Consider the following 16,993-nt stretch of genomic DNA (forward strand, 5'->3'; position numbering starts at 1 on the left):
TTTCCCCGATGGCCGGGTACGCCTAGTACCCGAAGTCCTGCGTCCACCACGGCCCGCCCTCGCCGAAGTGCACCCCGACCCCGAGGGTCTTGAAGTCGCAGTTCAGGATGTTGGCGCGGTGGCCCTCGCTGTTCATCCAGGCGTCCATGACGGCCTGGGCGGTGGCCTGGCCGCGGGCTATGTTCTCGCCGCCGAGGTTGGATATGCCGGCCGCCGCGGCCCGGTCCCACGGCGTCTTGCCGTCCGGGTCGGTGTGGTCGAAGAAGTCCCGCGCGGCCATGTCGTCGCTGAACGCCTCGGCCAGCTTGGTCAGCGAGGAGTTCGCCGACAGCGCGCTGCACCCGACCTTGGCCCGCTCCTCGTTCACCAGCTTCAGCACCTCGGCCCCGACGACGGCCTCCTCGGAGGAGGTGATCGGCGCGGCGGTCTGCGCCGGCGCCTTGGTGGCCGTCCTGCTCGGGGTGGCCGTCGCCTTCCTGGACGGCGTGGCGGTGGGCGTCGGCTTCTCGGTCGCCGTCTTCGTCGGGGCGGCCGAGGCCGAGGCGGACGCGGAAGCGGAGGCCGACGCGGACTTGGAGGCGGACGCCGTCGGGGTGGGCGACACGGAACGCTGGGTGTCCCGGCTGGTCGAGGAGCCGGTGCCGCGGCTCTCGGCGCTGCCGCTGGTGCCGCCCTGCTCGCTCGCCGTGTTGGTGGGCGCGCCGTCGGCCTGCACCCGCTCGCCGCCGGTCGTGTTGCTGCCGCCGCCGAGCTTGTAGTTCTCCAGGCCCGGCACCACGCCGGTGGCCACCGCGACCGTGCCGATGGCCACGGCGGCGGAGACCCCGAGCAGCCCGGTGGCCACGGGTCGCCCGGCCTTCTTCCGGCGCCGGTGCCCGCGGCCCGCGGGGCCGTCCCCGGCCGGCGAGAACTCCTCGACCGAGAAGACGGTCGTGCCGGAGGTCCGGGCGTGGTCGGCGGCGGTCGCGTACAGATAGGAGGAGCTGCGCGCGTTGGCGTCGGCGTACTCGTCCTGGTGCAGGTAGGCCGCCGTACCCGTGCCGAAGCGGAGGCCCGCGTACGAGTCCTGCGGGTCGTGGCCGCCCGGGTACGGGCCGTTGTCCTCTGTGACCCCCGTGGCGCGGCCCGTGGCGGCGCGGCCGGCGGCGGAGCGTCGGTGGCGTCCCATGTCCTTGCCTTCTTCCCTCGTCCTCGCGGTCGGGGTCGACCAGGGGCCGGTGTGGCCAGCGACTCCTTCTGGTCAACCAGACTCACTCGATCGAGTGAGTTTCATATGAGATTCGTTGGGTGGGGACGGTACCCCATACCGCCGGGAGAGGAAGTGTCCCGAGTGACATTGGCCGGTTAGGTTGCACCCATGAGCGAGGATGTGCGACTGGTCGCCTGGGTCCGCGGACGCGTACAGGGTGTGGGTTTTCGCTGGTTCACGCGTGCCAAGGCCCTGGAGATCGGCGGCCTGAGTGGTTTTGCTCTCAATCTGGGCGACGGACGCGTCCAGGTGGTCGCCGAGGGCTCCCGGGCGGGCTGCGAGGGGCTGCTCGACTGGCTCCAGGGCGATGACACGCCCGGGCGTGTGGAGGGTGTCACCGAGATCTGGGACACACCCCGCGGTGGCTACGACGGCTTCGCCATCCGCTGACCCCGCTCCGCGAAGTCGCGCAGGCGCAAGCGGAGCGATCTGCCACCGGCATGTGCCCCGAGCAGAAATGGCCTGGTGGTTGCCAAGAATCGAGTGTCGTGGCAGGCTCCGCAGTTACAGATGATCGCCACGCCCTGAGGGCCCCGCAGGAGTCGCAGCGCCGCCCGCCCGGGGCCGCCCGACGTCGGGTTCACCCGCCAATACAGGGCGTGATCGTGTTGACCGTCAAACTTTTTGGTGAGACGCTGAAAGCCCCGCGCACCTTAGCTGTTTGGCATGGCGCAACAGTCGAGCAACACTCGGATGTGTCAAGCACCGCGGGTGCGAATCCCTCACGACCCACACCGCTACGGTCGGTCACTCAGTGTGGAGGACCATCCATCATGGCAAAGGCGCTTCTCGGTTACGTCGGCGGCTCCGACCCGCGACTCCTCGCCGAGATGCGACGGCTCCAGCAGCGAGTCCAGGACCTCGAATCCGAGCTGGTACGGATCCAGGCCGAGAACGACGAGCTGACGGCTGCCGCTTCTCCCGACAGGATCATGGAGAGCATCGACGCACACCAGGCGGAGCCTGCGCTCACCTGATCGCTGCATCGCTCCACAACAGCACATGCGGCGGTTGGGCAGCCCTTTCAACCGCTTAAGTTGTCAAGATTTGCAAGGGACGCTCCGGCGTCCCTTCTTTCTTGCGCCCCCGCTCCCCGCCCCGTTCAAGCCCCGCGCATCCTTTCACCTTCTTTAACGTCTGGTGTGCCCTGCATGTTCATGCGCGAAACCGCGAGGTTGCGAGGGGTCGTGGAGTGCGGTAGCGGCGCCGGGTAGAGTCCGGCGGCGTGCACCTCAAGGCCCTGACCCTCCGCGGGTTCAAGTCGTTCGCCTCGGCGACCACGCTCCGGTTCGAGCCGGGGATCACGTGTGTCGTCGGTCCGAACGGCTCGGGCAAGTCCAATGTCGTGGACGCGCTCACCTGGGTCATGGGCGAACACAGCGCCAAGTCGCTGCGCGGCGGCAAGATGGAGGACGTCATCTTCGCCGGCACCACCGGGCGCCCCCCGCTGGGCCGCGCCGAGGTGTCCCTGACCATCGACAACTCCGACGGCGCCCTGCCCATCGAGTACGCCGAGGTCACCATCACGCGGATCATGTTCCGCAACGGCGGCAGCGAGTACCAGATCAACGGCGACACCTGCCGCCTCCTGGACATCCAGGAACTCCTCTCCGACTCCGGCATCGGCCGCGAGATGCACGTCATCGTGGGCCAGGGCCAGCTCGACTCCGTCCTGCACGCGGACCCGATGGGCCGCCGCGCCTTCATCGAGGAGGCGGCCGGCGTCCTCAAGCACCGCAAGCGCAAGGAGAAGGCGCTGCGCAAGCTGGACGCGATGCAGGCCAACCTCGCGCGCGTGCAGGACCTGACCGACGAACTCCGCCGCCAGCTCAAGCCCCTCGGCCGCCAGGCCGCCGTCGCCCGCAGGGCCGCCGTGATCCAGGCGGACCTGCGGGACGCGCGCCTGCGCCTGCTGGCCGACGATCTCGTACGACTCCGCCAGGCACTCCAGACCGAGGTCGCCGACGAGGCCGCCCTCAAGGAACGCAAGGAAGCCGCCGAGCAGGAGCTGAAGAAGGCCCTCCAGCGGGAGGCGCTCCTGGAGGACGAGGTACGCCGGCTCACCCCGCGCCTGCAACGGGCCCAGCAGACCTGGTACGAGCTCTCCCAGCTGGCCGAGCGGGTCCGCGGCACCATCTCGCTGGCCGACGCCCGGGTCAAGAGCGCCACCTCCACGCCCCCCGAGGAACGACGCGGCCGCGACCCCGAGGACATGGAGCGCGAGGCCCACCGCATCCGTGAGCAGGAGGCCGAACTGGAGGCCGCCCTGGAAGCGGCCCAGCACGCCCTCGACGACACGGTCGCGCACCGCGCCGAACTGGAACGCGAACTGGCCGTCGAGGAACGGCGCCTCAAGGACGTCGCCCGCTCCATCGCCGACCGCCGCGAGAGCCTGGCCCGGCTGAACGGCCAGGTCAACGCGGCCCGCTCGCGCGCCGCGTCCGCCCAGGCCGAGATCGACCGGCTGGCCGCCGCCCGCGACGAGGCCCAGGAGCGGGCGGTCTCGGCGCAGGAGGAGTACGAGGCGCTGAAGGCCGAGGTGGACGGCCTCGACGCCGGCGACGAGGAACTGGCCGAACAGCACGACCAGGCCAGACACCGGCTCGCCGAGGCGGAGACGGCCCTGACCGCGGCCCGCGAGGCGGTCACGGCGGCGGAACGCAGGCGCGCCGCGACCCAGGCCCGCCACGAGGCGCTGGCAATGGGCCTGCGCCGCAAGGACGGCACAGGAATACTGCTCGCCGCCCGCGACCGCCTCACCGGCGTCCTGGGCCCCGCGGCGGAACTCCTCACGGTGACCCCGGGCCACGAGATCGCCCTGGCCGCGGCTTTCGGCACAGCGGCCGACGCCATCGCGGTGACGACCCCGGCATCGGCCGCCGACGCGATCCGCCTGCTGCGCAAACAGGACGGCGGCAGGGCAGCACTGCTGCTGGCGGGGTCCCCCGAAGCGCCCTCGTCCGAAGCGCCCCAAAGGGGCGCGGGGAACGGCGCGACCAGCCACGACGGCGTCGCACCCGACCGACGACTCACCACGGCCTTCGAAGAAACCGCCGGCGCGGTGGCGCCCCAAAGGGGCGCGGGGAACTGCGCGACCGGCCCCGACGGCGCCGCACCCGACCGACGACCCCCCACGGCACCCCCGTCAGGGAACTTCGCGGCCGACCTGGTCCGAGGCCCGTCCGACCTGATGCCCGCCGTACGACGGCTCCTCAAGGACATCGTCGTCGTCGACACCCTTGAGGCCGCCGAGGACCTCGTCTACCGCCACCCCCACCTCACCGCCGTCACCGCCGAAGGCGACCTCCTCGGCGCCCACTTCGCCCACGGCGGATCCGCCGGCGCACCCAGCCTGCTCGAAGTGCAGGCCTCCGTGGACGAGGCCGCCGCCGAGCTGGAAGAGCTCGCCGTCCGCTGCGAGGAGCTGTCCGAAGCCCAGGAGTCGGCCCAGGCGCTCCGCAAGGAGTCCGCCGCCCTCGTCGAGGAGCTGGGCGAGCGGCGCCGCGCCGCCGACCGCGAGAAGTCGGCCGTCGCCCAGCAGCTCGGCCGCCTCGCCGGCCAGGCCCGCGGCGCGGCCGGCGAGGCCGAACGCTCCACGGCCGCCGCCGCCCGCGCCCAGGACTCCCTCGACAAGGCCCTCGAAGAGGCCGAGATCCTGGCCGAGCGGCTCGCCGTGGCCGAGGAGATGCCCGTCGAGGAGGAGCCCGACACCTCGGCGCGCGACCGGCTGGCCGCCGACGGCGCCAACGCCCGCCAGACCGAGATGGAGGCCCGCCTCCAGGTCCGCACCCACGAGGAGCGCGTCAAGGGACTCGCCGGCCGCGCCGACTCCCTCGACCGGGCCGCCCGCGCGGAACGCGAGGCACGCGCGCGTGCGGAACAGCGCAGGGCCCGGCTGCGCCACGAGGCGGCGGTCGCGGAGGCCGTCGCCGCCGGCGCTCGGCAACTGCTCGCGCACGTCGAGGTCTCGGTCGGCCGGGCGGAGCAGGAACGTGCCGCCGCCGAAGCCGCCAAGGCCCGCCGCGAACAGGAGCTGACCGCTGCCCGCAGCACCGGCCGGGACCTCAAGGCGGAGCTCGACAAACTCACGGATTCAGTTCACCGGGGTGAGGTACTCGGCGCCGAGAAGCGGCTGCGGATCGAGCAGCTGGAGGCCAAGGCGCTGGAGGAGCTCGGTGTGGAACCGGCGGGGCTCGTCGAGGAGTACGGTCCGCACCAGCTGGTGCCGCCCTCGCCCCCCGCCGAGGGCGAGGTGCTGCCGGACGACCCCGAGCACCCGCGCAACCAGCCGAAGTCCTTCCACCGGGCCGAGCAGGAGCGCCGGCTCAAGGCGGCCGAGCGGGCCTACCAGCAGCTCGGCAAGGTCAACCCGCTCGCCCTGGAGGAGTTCGCGGCCCTCGAGGAACGGCACAAGTTCCTCAGTGAGCAGCTGGAGGACCTGAAGAAGACCCGCGCCGACCTGCTTCAGGTCGTGAAGGAGGTCGACGAGCGCGTCGAGCAGGTCTTCACGGAGGCGTACCGGGACACGGCGAGGGAGTTCGAGGGCGTCTTCAGCCGTCTCTTCCCGGGCGGTGAGGGGCGGCTGATCCTGACCGACCCCGACAACATGCTCACCACGGGCGTGGACGTCGAGGCCCGCCCGCCGGGCAAGAAGGTCAAGCGGCTCTCCCTGCTCTCGGGTGGCGAACGCTCGCTGACCGCCGTCGCGATGCTGGTGTCGATCTTCAAGGCACGCCCCAGCCCGTTCTACGTCATGGACGAGGTCGAGGCGGCCCTGGACGACACCAACCTCCAGCGGCTGATCCGCATCATGCAGGAGCTCCAGGAGTCGTCCCAGCTCATCGTGATCACCCACCAGAAGCGCACGATGGAGGTCGCCGACGCGCTGTACGGCGTCTCCATGCAGGGCGACGGTGTGTCGAAGGTCATCAGCCAGCGGCTGCGCTGACGCTGGGTCCTGGCCGACGGTTCCGGGTGCGGCGCCGTTGTGGCTGGTCGCGCAGTTCCCCGCGCCCCTAGGTAGATCATCTCCTTCTCTTCTTCAAGAAGTGAACGCAACTTCGGTGCGTGGTATCTGCAACTTCACACCTCGCCGCCTATTGACTTCGAAACTTGAAGGCATAGTCTCTGCAGCGTTGCTTTTACCTTCAGGTGTGAGCGGTGTGAAGTTGTGCGCCACTTAAACCTGGGAGGGCTCACCCCCACCCCCGGCAGCGTTGCCGGTGGCCCGAGGAGTTTCTTGTGACCAGCACTGCGCAGGCACCCCAGTCAGGAGCCGGGACGGCTCACCCCGATCACCTCGGGCATGTCATCTTCATCGCGGCGGCGGCCGCGATGGGCGGTTTCCTCTTCGGCTACGACAGCTCCGTCATCAACGGTGCCGTGGAGGCGATCCGGGACCGTTACGACATCGGGTCCGCGGCCCTCGCCCAGGTGATCGCCATCGCCCTGATCGGCTGTGCCATCGGCGCCGCGACCGCCGGCCGGATAGCCGACCGCATCGGACGTATCCGGTGCATGCAGATCGCTGCCGTGCTGTTCACCATCAGCGCCGTCGGCTCGGCGCTGCCCTTCGCCCTGTGGGACTTCGCCTTCTGGCGGGTCATCGGCGGCTTCGCCATCGGTATGGCCTCCGTCATCGGCCCCGCCTACATCGCCGAGGTCGCCCCGCCCGCCTACCGCGGTCGCCTCGGCTCCTTCCAGCAGGCCGCGATCGTCGTCGGCATCGCCATCTCGCAGCTGGTCAACTGGGGTCTGCTCAACGCCGCCGGCGGCAACCAGCGCGGCAAGCTGATGGGCCTGGAGGCCTGGCAGGTCATGCTCGGCGTCATGGTGGTCCCGGCCGTCCTGTACGGCCTGCTCTCCCTCGCGATCCCCGAGTCCCCGCGCTTCCTGCTCTCCGTCGGCAAGCGGGACCGTGCCCGCGCGATCCTCGAAGAGGTCGAGGGCAAGGGCGCCGACCTGGACGCACGCGTCGCAGAGATCGAGCACGCGATGAAGAGCGAGCACAAGTCCACGTTCAAGGACCTGCTGGGCGGCTCCTTCTTCTTCAAGCCGATCGTCTGGGTCGGCATCGGCCTCTCGGTCTTCCAGCAGTTCGTCGGCATCAACGTGGCGTTCTACTACTCCTCCACCCTCTGGCAGTCGGTGGGCGTCGACCCGACGGACTCGTTCTTCTACTCCTTCACGACGTCGATCATCAACATCATCGGCACCGTGATCGCGATGATCTTCGTGGACCGCATCGGCCGCAAGCCGCTGGCCCTCATCGGCTCGGTCGGCATGGTCGTCGGCCTCGCCCTGGAGGCCTGGGCCTTCTCCTACCACCTGGTCGACGGCAAGCTCCCGTCCGCGCAGGGCTGGACCGCGCTGATCGCCGCCCACATCTTCGTCCTCTTCTTCGCCCTGTCCTGGGGTGTGGTCGTCTGGGTCATGCTCGGCGAGATGTTCCCGAACAAGATCCGCGCCGCCGCCCTGGGTGTGGCCGCCGCCGCGCAGTGGATCGCCAACTGGGCCATCACCGCGAGCTTCCCGTCGCTGGCCGACTGGAACCTCTCCGGGACCTACGTGATCTACACGGTCTTCGCGGCCCTCTCCATCCCGTTCGTCCTCAAGTACGTCAAGGAGACGAAGGGCAAGGCCCTGGAGGAGATGGGCTGAGCCCGCCCCCGACTCGGGGAGAAGGGCCAAGTCCCCGCTGCCCCTCTCCTCGTACTCCCCGCCGCCCCGCCCGGTCACTGCCCGGGCGGGGCGGCGGTCTGCCCGCTCCGACGATTCTTGATCCACCCCCAGCGCCGTGGGACCTTGCTTCGCGACCGGCCGCAGAACTCCAGGTCCTGAACTCCGCCGCATGATTTCTCTCCGCCGCAACGGCGATCAGCCCCGACGGCGCTGCCCGGCGGTGCCGCCCGCTCCCGCACCCACGCGCCGCACGGACTCCCTGTTTCTTGATCCGCCGCCTGATCTTTCTGCCGCCGCAACGGCGATCAGCCACGACGGCGCTGGCCGGCGGTGCCGAACTCTCCCGCAGTCCGCGTCGGCCCACCTCGCCCCGCTACGCCGGCAGCGCCGGAAGTACGGTCTCTGCGAACAGCCGTAGGCTCCGCCACCCTTCCGCCACCGGCATCCCGCCCGCCAGCGGATGCAGGACCAGGTTGTCCAGTCCCGCCGTCACGCACTCCTGCGGGGTGAGGATGCGGTAGACGCCCTCCGCGCGCAGTTCCCCGACCGTCGTCGCCGCGGAGCGCACCGCAGAGCGGATGTCGCCGGACTGCCAGGACGCGTAGGTCCGGGCCTCGTGCAGGAAGTGCTCGCCGTACTGCGCCCACGCCCGGTCCGGGTCCTCGGCGATGTGCAGCAGCGGCGTCTCGGCCGTGGGCATCATGGTCCAGCCCTCCGTGCCGTACTCGGTGAGCTTCTCCTTGTAGTACGCCTCCAGCTCCGGCAGATGCGCGCTCGGGAAGAACGGCAGGCCCAGGCGGGCGGCGCGGCGGGCGGCGGCCTGGGAGGAGCCGCCGACCAGGAGCAGGGGGTGCGGGTCGGTGAGGGGGCGCGGGGTGATCCGTACCGTACGGCCCCGGTACTCGAAATCCTCCCCGGTCCACGCCTTCAGCAGCGTCTCCAACAGCTCGTCCTGGAGCCGGCCCCGTCGCTTCCAGTCCACGTCGAACAGCGCGTACTCCTCCGGCCGGTAGCCGATCCCGGCCACCGTCACCAGGCGGCCGCCGCTGAGCAGGTCGAGGACCGCGATGTCCTCCGCCAGCCGCAGCGGGTCGTGCAGCGGGCCGATCACCGCCGACACGGTCACCGCGATGTTCCGCGTCGCCCCGAACACCGCGCCCGCGAAGGCGAACGGCGACGGCAGCCAGTTGTTGTCGACGCCGTGGTGCTCCTCGGTCTGCACGGTGGTGACCCCGTGCTCGTCGGCGTACGCGGCCATGTCGAGGGCCGCTCGGTACCGGGCGCCCAGGTCCACCGGGGAGGCGCCGGGCTCGACGAGGTTGAAGCGGACGACCGAGACGGGCATGGGAGTTCCCCTTCACCTTGGCTGGCCGGGCGGGTGTGCGGGGACAGTAGCTGACGGTACGTCAGACAGCCAGGGGTGCGGGCTTCCCGGCCGCCGCCGGCACCACCGCCGGCTTCGGCAGCACCGCGTACAGCAGGCCCGAGACGACGATCGTCGCGATCCAGCCGAGGCCGTACCGGCCGACGGGGTTGCCGGCGGCGAGCGGCCCGGTGAACCAGTCGCACCTGGTGAAGACCAGGCCGGTGGCGAGGCCCAGCGCCCAGGCCGCGACGGCGGCGGGGGAGAAGCCCGCCCGGTACCAGTAGGCGCCGGCCGGGGTGGTGTCGAGGAGCGCCTCGGCGTCGTACTCCCGGCGGCGGAGCATGTCGACGCCGAAGACGCCCACCCACGCCGAGAACGCCACCGCCAGCAGCGACAGGAAGGCGATGAAGGAGGCCATGAAGGAGGTCGCGGCCAGCATCAGGACACCGCCGAGGGCCAGCGAGATCCCCGCGTTGACGGCTACCGCCCAGTGGCGGTGGACGCGGAAGCCCAGCGTCTGCGCGGTGAAGCCCGCCGAGTACATCGACATCGCGTTGATCAGCAGCATCCCGACCAGGGCGACGAGGAGGTAGGGGACCGCGAGCCAGAGCGGGAGGATCTCGCCGAGGAAGGAGACCGGGTCGGACGTCTTCGCCAGGCCCGGCGCGGCGGACGCCGTCACCGCACCCATCAGGACCAGGGGGAGTACGACGATCCCGGCACCGCCGACCGTGTTGCGTACGATCGCCGCCGAGGACGCCGTGTCCGGCAGGTACCGCGTGAAGTCCGGCGCGGACGGCGCCCAGCTGATCCCGCCCGCCGCGATCAGCCCGGCCCCGGTGACCATCGCGGCCGCGGGACCGGCGCGCTGCCCGAACACCGCGGTCCAGTCCGTCGCGACGACCAGGCGGCCGAGGACCAGCAGGGAGAAGGCGCCGAACAGCCAGGTCGCCCACCGGTTGCAGTACCGCACCGCCCGGATGCCCATGCCCGAGATCGCGAACGTGGCGATCACGAAGAGGAGCAGGGTGACGATGATCAGGACCGTGTTCCTCCTGATCCCGAAGAGGATCTCCAGGACCGTCAGCAGCGCATAGGCGCCGGTCACCGCGTTGATCGTCTCCCAGCCCCAGCGCGCGACCCAGATCAGACCGCCCGGGAGCAGGTTGCCGCGCTGGCCGAAGACCGCGCGGGAGAGCGCCATGCCCGGTGCGCCGCCGCGTTTGCCCGCGATCCCGATCAGGCCGACCAGGCCGAACGACACGACCGGCGCCACGGCGCCGACCACCAGGGACTGCCAGAAGTTCAGCCCGAACGACACCGCCAGGCTCGCACCCATGGTCACCAGCAGGACGGTGATGTTGGCGGCGATCCAGGTGGGGAGCAGACCACGGGGTGTGCCGGTGCGCTCGGAGTCCGGGACCGGTTCGATGCCCCGGGTTTCGAGGCCGTGGTGCTCCAGCGACTCTTCGAGATGTTCGAGCGCGCCATCGTGGTGGGCGGTGGTGCTCATGGTCAGTCATCGTACGTTGATCCGACTAATCTCCTCAAAAGGTATCAAAAGCCTCATCTTGGTCCGGGGGATCATCCAGAAAATCCCGCGCGAGGGAGCAAAGTCGGCCGCGGGGGAGGGATGGATACTGGACGGGTTATGGAAACCGTCATCCTTGCTGTAGTCATCGCCGTGGTCGTGCTCGCTGCGCTCGGCGGGCTCGTCGTCGGCAGCCGGCGCCGGAAGTCGCTGCCCCCGCCGCCCCCCGCCGCGCCCGACATCACCGCGCCCCCGGCCGAGCCGCACGTCGGCGACGAGGCCGAGACGCCGCGCGACGAACCGCGCCGGACGATAGAGGAGGTCGACCTTCCCGACGGCTCGGCTCCCGTCGTCGTGGCAGAGCCCCCCGTCCCCGAAGCGCCCGAGATCGAGATCCCGGAGCCCACCGCCGGCCGGCTGGTCCGGCTGCGTGCCCGGCTCTCCCGCTCCCAGAACGCCCTCGGCAAGGGGCTGCTCGCGCTGCTCTCGCGCGAGCACCTCGACGACGAGACCTGGGAGGAGATCGAGGACATCCTGCTCACCGCCGACGTCGGCGTGCAGCCCACCACCGAGCTGGTCGACGGGCTGCGCGAGCGCGTCAAGGTGCTCGGCACCCGCACCCCCGCGGAGCTGCGCGGCCTGCTGCGCGATGAGCTGCTCAAGCTGGTCGGCACCGACGCCGACCGCACGGTGAAGACGGAGCCCGAGGACCGCAAGCCGGGCATCGTGATGGTCGTCGGCGTCAACGGCACCGGCAAGACCACCACCACCGGCAAGCTCGCGCGTGTCCTGGTCGCCGACGGCCGTACGGTCGTGCTCGGCGCCGCCGACACCTTCCGGGCCGCCGCCGCGGACCAGCTCGAGACCTGGGGCGAGCGGGTGGGCGCCCACACCGTGCGCGGCCCTGAGGCCGGCGACCCCGCCTCCGTCGCCTTCGACGCGGTGAAGGAGGGCAAGGAGATGGGGGTGGATGTCGTGCTGATCGACACCGCCGGACGTCTCCACACCAAGACCGGGCTCATGGACGAGCTGGGCAAGGTCAAGCGGGTCGTCGAGAAGCACGCCCCGCTGGACGAGGTGCTGCTCGTCCTGGACGCCACCACCGGCCAGAACGGCCTGGTCCAGGCCCGGGTCTTCGCCGAGGTCGTCGACATCACGGGCATCGTCCTCACCAAGCTGGACGGCACCGCCAAGGGCGGCATCGTGATCGCGGTCCAGCGTGAACTGGGCGTCCCGGTCAAGCTCATCGGCCTCGGTGAGGGCGCGGACGACCTGGCGCCGTTCGAGCCGGAGGCGTTCGTTGACGCCCTTATCGGTGACTGACCCGGGGAAATTCACCCACTGGCGTGAGAAGCGCCCGTTCCCCAGATGCGGTCGGGGACGGGCGCTTCGGCGTATGAGCCGGCCGGGCCCCCGCGGCTACGCCCGGGAGCGGTGCGCCAGGTACGCCAGCGTCCCCAGCAGCAGCCTCGCCGCCGGCGGCCTGGTCGCCGAGTCCAGGGCCGGCGGCCGCAGCCAGCGCACCGGGCCCAGGCCGCCCCGGTCGGACGGCGGAGCGGTGAGGTAGCTGCCCGCGCCGAGGCCGCGCAGGTCCAGGGCGGTCGGGTCGTCCCAGCCCGTGCGGTAGAGCAGCTCGGGGAGTTCGGCGGTGGCGCCGGGGGCGACGAGGAACTGGGCGCGGCCGTCCGGGGTGGCGGTGACCGGGCCGAGCGGGAGGCCCATCCGCTCCAGGCGGGCCAGGGCGCGGCGCCCGGCGGGTTCGGCGACCTCGATCACGTCGAACGCGCGGCCGACCGGCAGCATCACCGCGGCACCCGGGAACTCTCCCCAGGCCTTGGTGACTTCGCCGAGCGTGGCGCCCGCGGACACCTGGGGCGCGAAGTCCAGCGGATGTGCTCCCGGCGCGGGACAGTCGGCGTGCCCGCAGGAGCAGGCGCCGGCCGCGGCCCGGGCACCCGGCACCACGTCCCAGCCCCACAGTCCGGTGAACTCGGCGACGGCGGTGCAATCCGATGAACGACCGCGCCGGCGCGTGCCGGAGCGGATCTCGCGAATGCCGCCGATCGTGAAGCCCATGCCCCCTCCAACGGGTCCGGCGCGCCGGTGGTTACGACACGGAACGAGACGGAAACGGAACGTGACCCTACGGCTCCGCCTTCCCCTGCGCCCGCAAGGTCACTGCGGCGCCCTGAAGCGTTCCGGGTGGTGCACCTGGGGGTGTGCGCCCTTGAGTGCATCGCTCCGCCTACTCCTGGCCGTCCTATGTCAAGTGAATCGCGCCAAGGGCATCGTGAGTTCATTCGAAGGGGTGGCGAATGGTGGCGTTTCCGGGATCGCCATGGCTGGAGCAGTGATCGTAGGATTACTTTGAGTGCACGAGGCCTGGGGGCACATGCACTCGTGGGTATGCCGGAGGCAACTCGGCATCCCGTTCGAAGGGTGAGAACTACCGGACGGGCGGCCGTATTTACCGGCATTCTGATAGGGCTTGGCGCATCCGGCATCAAGTGGTCTCAGGGATGGGGGCGTTCCAGTGGGCGGCAACGGCGGTAGCGGGACGACCGCGACCAGTACGGACAAGCGCCCCAACGAGCTGCTCAACTCGTGGTTCGTGCGCAGCGGCTGGTCGAAGGGCGAGCTGGCGCGCCAAGTGAACCGCAGAGCACGCCAATTGGGCGCCAACCACATCTCCACGGACACATCCCGGGTGCGCCGCTGGCTCGACGGGGAGAACCCGCGCGAGCCGATCCCCAGGATCCTCTCCGAGCTGTTCTCCGAGCGGTTCGGCTGTGTCGTCTCGGTCGAGGACCTCGGACTGCGGGCCGCCCGCCAGTCACCCTCCGCGACCGGCGTCGACCTGCCCTGGACGGGCCCGCAGACGGTGGCCCTGCTCAGCGAGTTCTCGCGCAGCGACCTGATGCTGGCGCGGCGCGGCTTCCTCGGAACCTCGCTGGTGCTGTCGGCGGGCCCGTCCCTCATCGAGCCCATGCAGCGCTGGCTCGTGCCCTCGCCCGGCTCGCCGCAGCCGGCCCCCGAGTCGGCGGCCGAGTCCCGCCGCCCCGGCCGCCTCTCCAGGCCCGAGCTGGCCCTTCTGGAGTCCACCACGGAGATGTTCCGCCAGTGGGACGCCCAGTGCGGCGGCGGCCTGCGCCGCAAGGCGGTCGTCGGCCAGCTGCACGAGGTCACCGACCTGCTCCAGGAACCCCAGCCCGAGGCCACCAGCCGCAAGCTCTTCAAGGTCGCCGCCGAGCTGGCCGAGCTGGCCGGCTGGATGTCGTACGACGTCGGACTCCAGCCCACCGCCCAGAAGTACTTCGTGCTCGCCCTGCACGCGGCCAAGGAGGCCGGCGACAAGCCGCTGGGCTCGTACGTCCTGTCCAGCATGAGCCGCCAGATGATCCACCTCGGCCGGCCCGACGACGCCCTGGAGCTGATCCACCTCGCCCAGTACGGCAGCCGGGACTGCGCGAGCCCGCGCACCCAGTCGATGCTGTATGCGATGGAGGCCCGCGCCTACGCCAACATGGGCCAGCCCAGCAAGTGCAAGCGGGCGGTCCGGATGGCCGAGGACACCTTCGCCGAGGCCGACGAGTGGGACGACCCGGACCCGGACTGGATCCGCTTCTTCTCCGAGGCCGAGCTCTACGGCGAGAACAGCCACTCCTTCCGCGACCTCGCCTATGTCGCCGGCCGCAGCCCCACCTACGCCTCCCTGGCCGAGCCGCTGATGCAGAAGGCCGTGGAGCTGTTCGCCAAGGACACCGAGCACCAGCGGTCGTACGCGCTCAATCTCATCGGCCTGGCCACCGTGCACCTGCTGCGGGGCGAGCCCGAGCGGAGCACGGTTCTGGCCTCCGAGGCCATGGGCATCGCCAAGAAGGTGCGCTCGGAGCGCGTGAACACTCGTATTCGAAAGACGGTCGACTCGGCCGTCCGCGACTACGGCGACCTCGCGGTGGTCGTCGACCTGACCGAGCAGCTCGCCGTCGACCTGCCGGAGACCGCCGAGGCGGTCTGAACCCGGGTTAACCCCAAGACCCCGGCCGTGGCCGGCCCTCCCGAACTGCCCGACTCGGCTCCCCCGCGCCAGGTCATCGGAAGGCCGCCGCGGCCGGTTTATTTCCTCCGAGAGAAGGTTGCGCCACGATAACGATCCGGTCGGCGAACATCAGGCAGTTCACCGACGTGTAACACCCGCGACTCCTTCGTCACTCCGGTGAAACAACGAGGGGCGGTGTCCGAAACCGCGCTGCGTCAATCTCATGGCGCATAACCGGCCCACCCCCCGCTTCACCGGACCGCACGCCCGCACCCGGGGCCGTACCAATCGACGAGGAGACGCCGATGGCACCAGCCGCCATCACGCTTGCCGCGGAGGCACCCAAGCTGTCCTCCGCGAACACAGGCTTCATGCTCATCTGTTCCGCCCTGGTGCTGCTCATGACGCCGGGACTCGCCTTCTTCTACGGAGGCATGGTCCGCGTCAAGAGCACCCTGAACATGCTGATGATGAGCTTCGTCAGCATCGGGATCGTCACCATCCTGTGGGTGCTCTACGGCTTCTCCCTCGCCTTCGGCACCAAAAACGGCTTCATCGGCTTCGACTCCCACTGGCTGGGCATGAGCAACGTCGGGCTGACGGAGCTCTGGCCCGGCTACACGATCCCGGTCTTCGTGTTCATGGTCTTCCAGATGATGTTCGCGGTCATCACGCCGGCCCTGATAAGCGGTGCCATCGCCGACCGCGTCAAGTTCTCGGCCTGGGCGCTCTTCGTCGCCCTGTGGCTGACGATCGTCTACGTCCCGGTCGCCCACTGGGTCTGGGGCGCCGACGGCTGGGCCTACAAGCTCGGTGTGATCGACTTCGCCGGTGGTACCGCGGTCCACATCAACGCCGGTGCCGGCGCCCTCGGTGTGATCCTGGTCATCGGCAAGCGCGTCGGCTTCAAGAAGGACCCGATGCGCCCGCACAGCCTCCCGCTGGTCATGCTCGGCGCCGGTCTGCTGTGGTTCGGCTGGTTCGGCTTCAACGCCGGCTCGTGGCTCGGCAACGACGACGGCGTCGGCGCGCTGATGTTCGTCAACACGCAGGTCGCCACCGCCGCCGCCATGCTCGCCTGGCTCGCCTACGAGAAGATCCGGCACGGCGCGTTCACCACCCTGGGCGCCGCCTCCGGTGCCGTCGCGGGCCTCGTCGCCATCACCCCGTCGGGTGGTGCGATCTCCCCGATGGGCGCGATCGCCGTCGGCGTGATCGCCGGTGTCGGCTGTGCCGCGGCGGTCGGCCTCAAGTACAAGTTCGGCTTCGACGACTCCCTCGACGTCGTCGGCGTCCACATGGTCGGCGGTATTCTCGGCTCCCTGCTCATCGGCTTCTTCGCCACCGGCAAGGGCCAGTCCGCCGCGACGGGCGTCTTCTACGGCGACCACTCCTTCACCCAGCTGTGGAAGCAGTTCGCCGGTGTCGGCGCGGTCCTCGGCTACTCCCTGGTCGCCTCGGCGGTCCTCGCCTTCCTCCTCGACAAGACCATCGGCATGCGGGTCAGCGAGGACGAGGAGGTCTCCGGCATCGACCAGGCCGAGCACGCCGAGACTGCATACGACTTCAGCGGTGCGGGCGGCGGTGTCGTCGGCTCCGTCTCCGCGGCACTGGCCGACACGAGCAAGAAGGTGGACGCATGAAGCTCATCACCGCCGTCGTGAAGCCCCACCGGCTCGACGAGATCAAGGAGGCCCTCCAGGCCTTCGGCGTCCACGGTCTCACGGTCACCGAGGCCAGCGGCTACGGTCGGCAGCGCGGCCACACCGAGGTCTACCGTGGTGCCGAGTACACGGTCGACCTGGTGCCCAAGATCCGCATCGAGGTGCTGGCCGAGGACGAGGACGCCGAGCAGCTGATCGACGTCGTCGTCAAGGCCGCCCGCACCGGCAAGATCGGTGACGGCAAGGTCTGGTCGGTCCCGGTCGAGACCGCCGTACGGGTCCGCACCGGCGAGCGCGGTCCGGACGCGCTGTAGAACAGAACCATCTGAATACAGGCAGGAGTCGCTGGGTGACGGGTACGGAAGTTCGGAACGACGCAGAGAACGCGGGACCCAGCGGCTACGCGGCGGCCCGGCTGCGCCTCCTCACCGAGGGGGCGCGGTCCGGGCCGCCGCGCCGTACC

At 70.6% G+C, this 16,993-nt stretch carries 12 protein-coding genes; 8 read left to right on the plus strand and 4 right to left on the minus strand.

Going from position 1 to position 16,993, the window contains the following annotated elements; genetic code table 11:
* Nucleotides 1-22 precede the first annotated feature (22 nt).
* Nucleotides 23-1,168 (minus strand): CAP domain-containing protein, encoded by a 1,146-nt coding sequence (locus tag ACWGKQ_RS24305; protein ID WP_453294031.1) that lies wholly within the window; start codon nt 1,166-1,168, stop codon nt 23-25.
* 189 nt (nt 1,169-1,357) lie between these two features.
* On the opposite strand from ACWGKQ_RS24305, the gene ACWGKQ_RS24310 reads away from it, so the two are divergent.
* The 4 genes from ACWGKQ_RS24310 to ACWGKQ_RS24325 all read left to right on the plus strand — a co-directional run bounded on the left by ACWGKQ_RS24310 (nt 1,358) and on the right by ACWGKQ_RS24325 (nt 7,909).
* Nucleotides 1,358-1,639 carry an acylphosphatase gene (locus tag ACWGKQ_RS24310; protein WP_352219379.1) on the plus strand — a complete coding sequence of 94 codons (282 nt, stop codon included), beginning with the start codon at nt 1,358-1,360 and terminating at the stop codon, nt 1,637-1,639.
* Nucleotides 1,640-2,022: 383 nt separating this feature from the next.
* Entirely contained in the window at nt 2,023-2,226 is a 204-nt protein-coding gene (locus ACWGKQ_RS24315) for a hypothetical protein (protein WP_089099736.1), read from the plus strand.
* Between the two features lie 248 nt (nt 2,227-2,474).
* Nucleotides 2,475-6,197 carry an AAA family ATPase gene (locus ACWGKQ_RS24320; RefSeq protein WP_453294032.1) on the plus strand — a complete coding sequence of 1,241 codons (3,723 nt, stop codon included), beginning with the start codon at nt 2,475-2,477 and terminating at the stop codon, nt 6,195-6,197.
* Nucleotides 6,198-6,490: 293 nt separating this feature from the next.
* Complete coding sequence (locus ACWGKQ_RS24325; protein ID WP_453294033.1) at nt 6,491-7,909, plus strand: sugar porter family MFS transporter; 1,419 nt, start codon at nt 6,491-6,493, stop codon at nt 7,907-7,909.
* 394 nt (nt 7,910-8,303) lie between these two features.
* Here the strand turns inward: ACWGKQ_RS24325 and ACWGKQ_RS24330 are convergent, their stop codons facing one another.
* Complete coding sequence (locus tag ACWGKQ_RS24330) at nt 8,304-9,275, minus strand: LLM class flavin-dependent oxidoreductase (RefSeq protein WP_453294034.1); 972 nt, start codon at nt 9,273-9,275, stop codon at nt 8,304-8,306.
* A gap of 61 nt (nt 9,276-9,336) precedes the next feature.
* Complete coding sequence (locus ACWGKQ_RS24335) at nt 9,337-10,809, minus strand: cytosine permease (RefSeq protein WP_453294035.1); 1,473 nt, start codon at nt 10,807-10,809, stop codon at nt 9,337-9,339.
* A 138-nt stretch (nt 10,810-10,947) separates the two neighbouring features.
* Here ACWGKQ_RS24335 and ftsY point away from each other — a divergent pair, with 138 nt between their 5' ends.
* Nucleotides 10,948-12,150, plus strand: a complete 1,203-nt coding sequence (gene ftsY / locus ACWGKQ_RS24340) for a signal recognition particle-docking protein FtsY (protein ID WP_453294036.1) — start codon at nt 10,948-10,950, stop codon at nt 12,148-12,150.
* A gap of 96 nt (nt 12,151-12,246) precedes the next feature.
* Here ftsY and ACWGKQ_RS24345 read toward each other — a convergent pair whose 3' ends face one another.
* Nucleotides 12,247-12,903 carry a bifunctional DNA primase/polymerase gene (locus ACWGKQ_RS24345; RefSeq protein ID WP_453294037.1) on the minus strand — a complete coding sequence of 219 codons (657 nt, stop codon included), beginning with the start codon at nt 12,901-12,903 and terminating at the stop codon, nt 12,247-12,249.
* Between the two features lie 457 nt (nt 12,904-13,360).
* Here ACWGKQ_RS24345 and nsdA point away from each other — a divergent pair, with 457 nt between their 5' ends.
* The 3 genes from nsdA (at nt 13,361) to ACWGKQ_RS24360 (ending at nt 16,844) form a co-directional block, all read left to right on the plus strand.
* Complete coding sequence (gene nsdA, locus ACWGKQ_RS24350) at nt 13,361-14,845, plus strand: transcriptional repressor NsdA (RefSeq protein ID WP_453294038.1); 1,485 nt, start codon at nt 13,361-13,363, stop codon at nt 14,843-14,845.
* A 326-nt stretch (nt 14,846-15,171) separates the two neighbouring features.
* Nucleotides 15,172-16,509: an ammonium transporter gene (locus ACWGKQ_RS24355; protein ID WP_453294039.1), complete on the plus strand. Its 1,338-nt coding sequence runs from the start codon at nt 15,172-15,174 to the stop codon at nt 16,507-16,509.
* Nucleotides 16,506-16,844: a P-II family nitrogen regulator gene (locus ACWGKQ_RS24360; protein ID WP_089098508.1), complete on the plus strand. Its 339-nt coding sequence runs from the start codon at nt 16,506-16,508 to the stop codon at nt 16,842-16,844. Before ACWGKQ_RS24355 ends, ACWGKQ_RS24360 begins: the two co-directional genes overlap by 4 nt.
* The last annotated feature ends 149 nt before the right edge of the window (nt 16,845-16,993 follow it).

Source organism: Streptomyces sp. NPDC054770 (assembly GCF_053611985.1).

What these genes read in the sequence shown, in the direction of transcription:
- ACWGKQ_RS24305 (WP_453294031.1), bottom strand. Translation starts at nt 1,168, where the DNA reads ATGGGACGCCACCGACGCTCCGCCGCCGGCCGCGCCGCCACGGGCCGC.
- ACWGKQ_RS24310 (WP_352219379.1), top strand. Translation starts at nt 1,358, where the DNA reads ATGAGCGAGGATGTGCGACTGGTCGCCTGGGTCCGCGGACGCGTACAG.
- ACWGKQ_RS24315 (WP_089099736.1), top strand. Translation starts at nt 2,023, where the DNA reads ATGGCAAAGGCGCTTCTCGGTTACGTCGGCGGCTCCGACCCGCGACTC.
- ACWGKQ_RS24330 (WP_453294034.1), bottom strand. Translation starts at nt 9,275, where the DNA reads ATGCCCGTCTCGGTCGTCCGCTTCAACCTCGTCGAGCCCGGCGCCTCC.
- ACWGKQ_RS24335 (WP_453294035.1), bottom strand. Translation starts at nt 10,809, where the DNA reads ATGAGCACCACCGCCCACCACGATGGCGCGCTCGAACATCTCGAAGAG.
- ftsY (WP_453294036.1), top strand. Translation starts at nt 10,948, where the DNA reads ATGGAAACCGTCATCCTTGCTGTAGTCATCGCCGTGGTCGTGCTCGCT.
- ACWGKQ_RS24345 (WP_453294037.1), bottom strand. Translation starts at nt 12,903, where the DNA reads ATGGGCTTCACGATCGGCGGCATTCGCGAGATCCGCTCCGGCACGCGC.
- ACWGKQ_RS24355 (WP_453294039.1), top strand. Translation starts at nt 15,172, where the DNA reads ATGGCACCAGCCGCCATCACGCTTGCCGCGGAGGCACCCAAGCTGTCC.
- ACWGKQ_RS24360 (WP_089098508.1), top strand. Translation starts at nt 16,506, where the DNA reads ATGAAGCTCATCACCGCCGTCGTGAAGCCCCACCGGCTCGACGAGATC.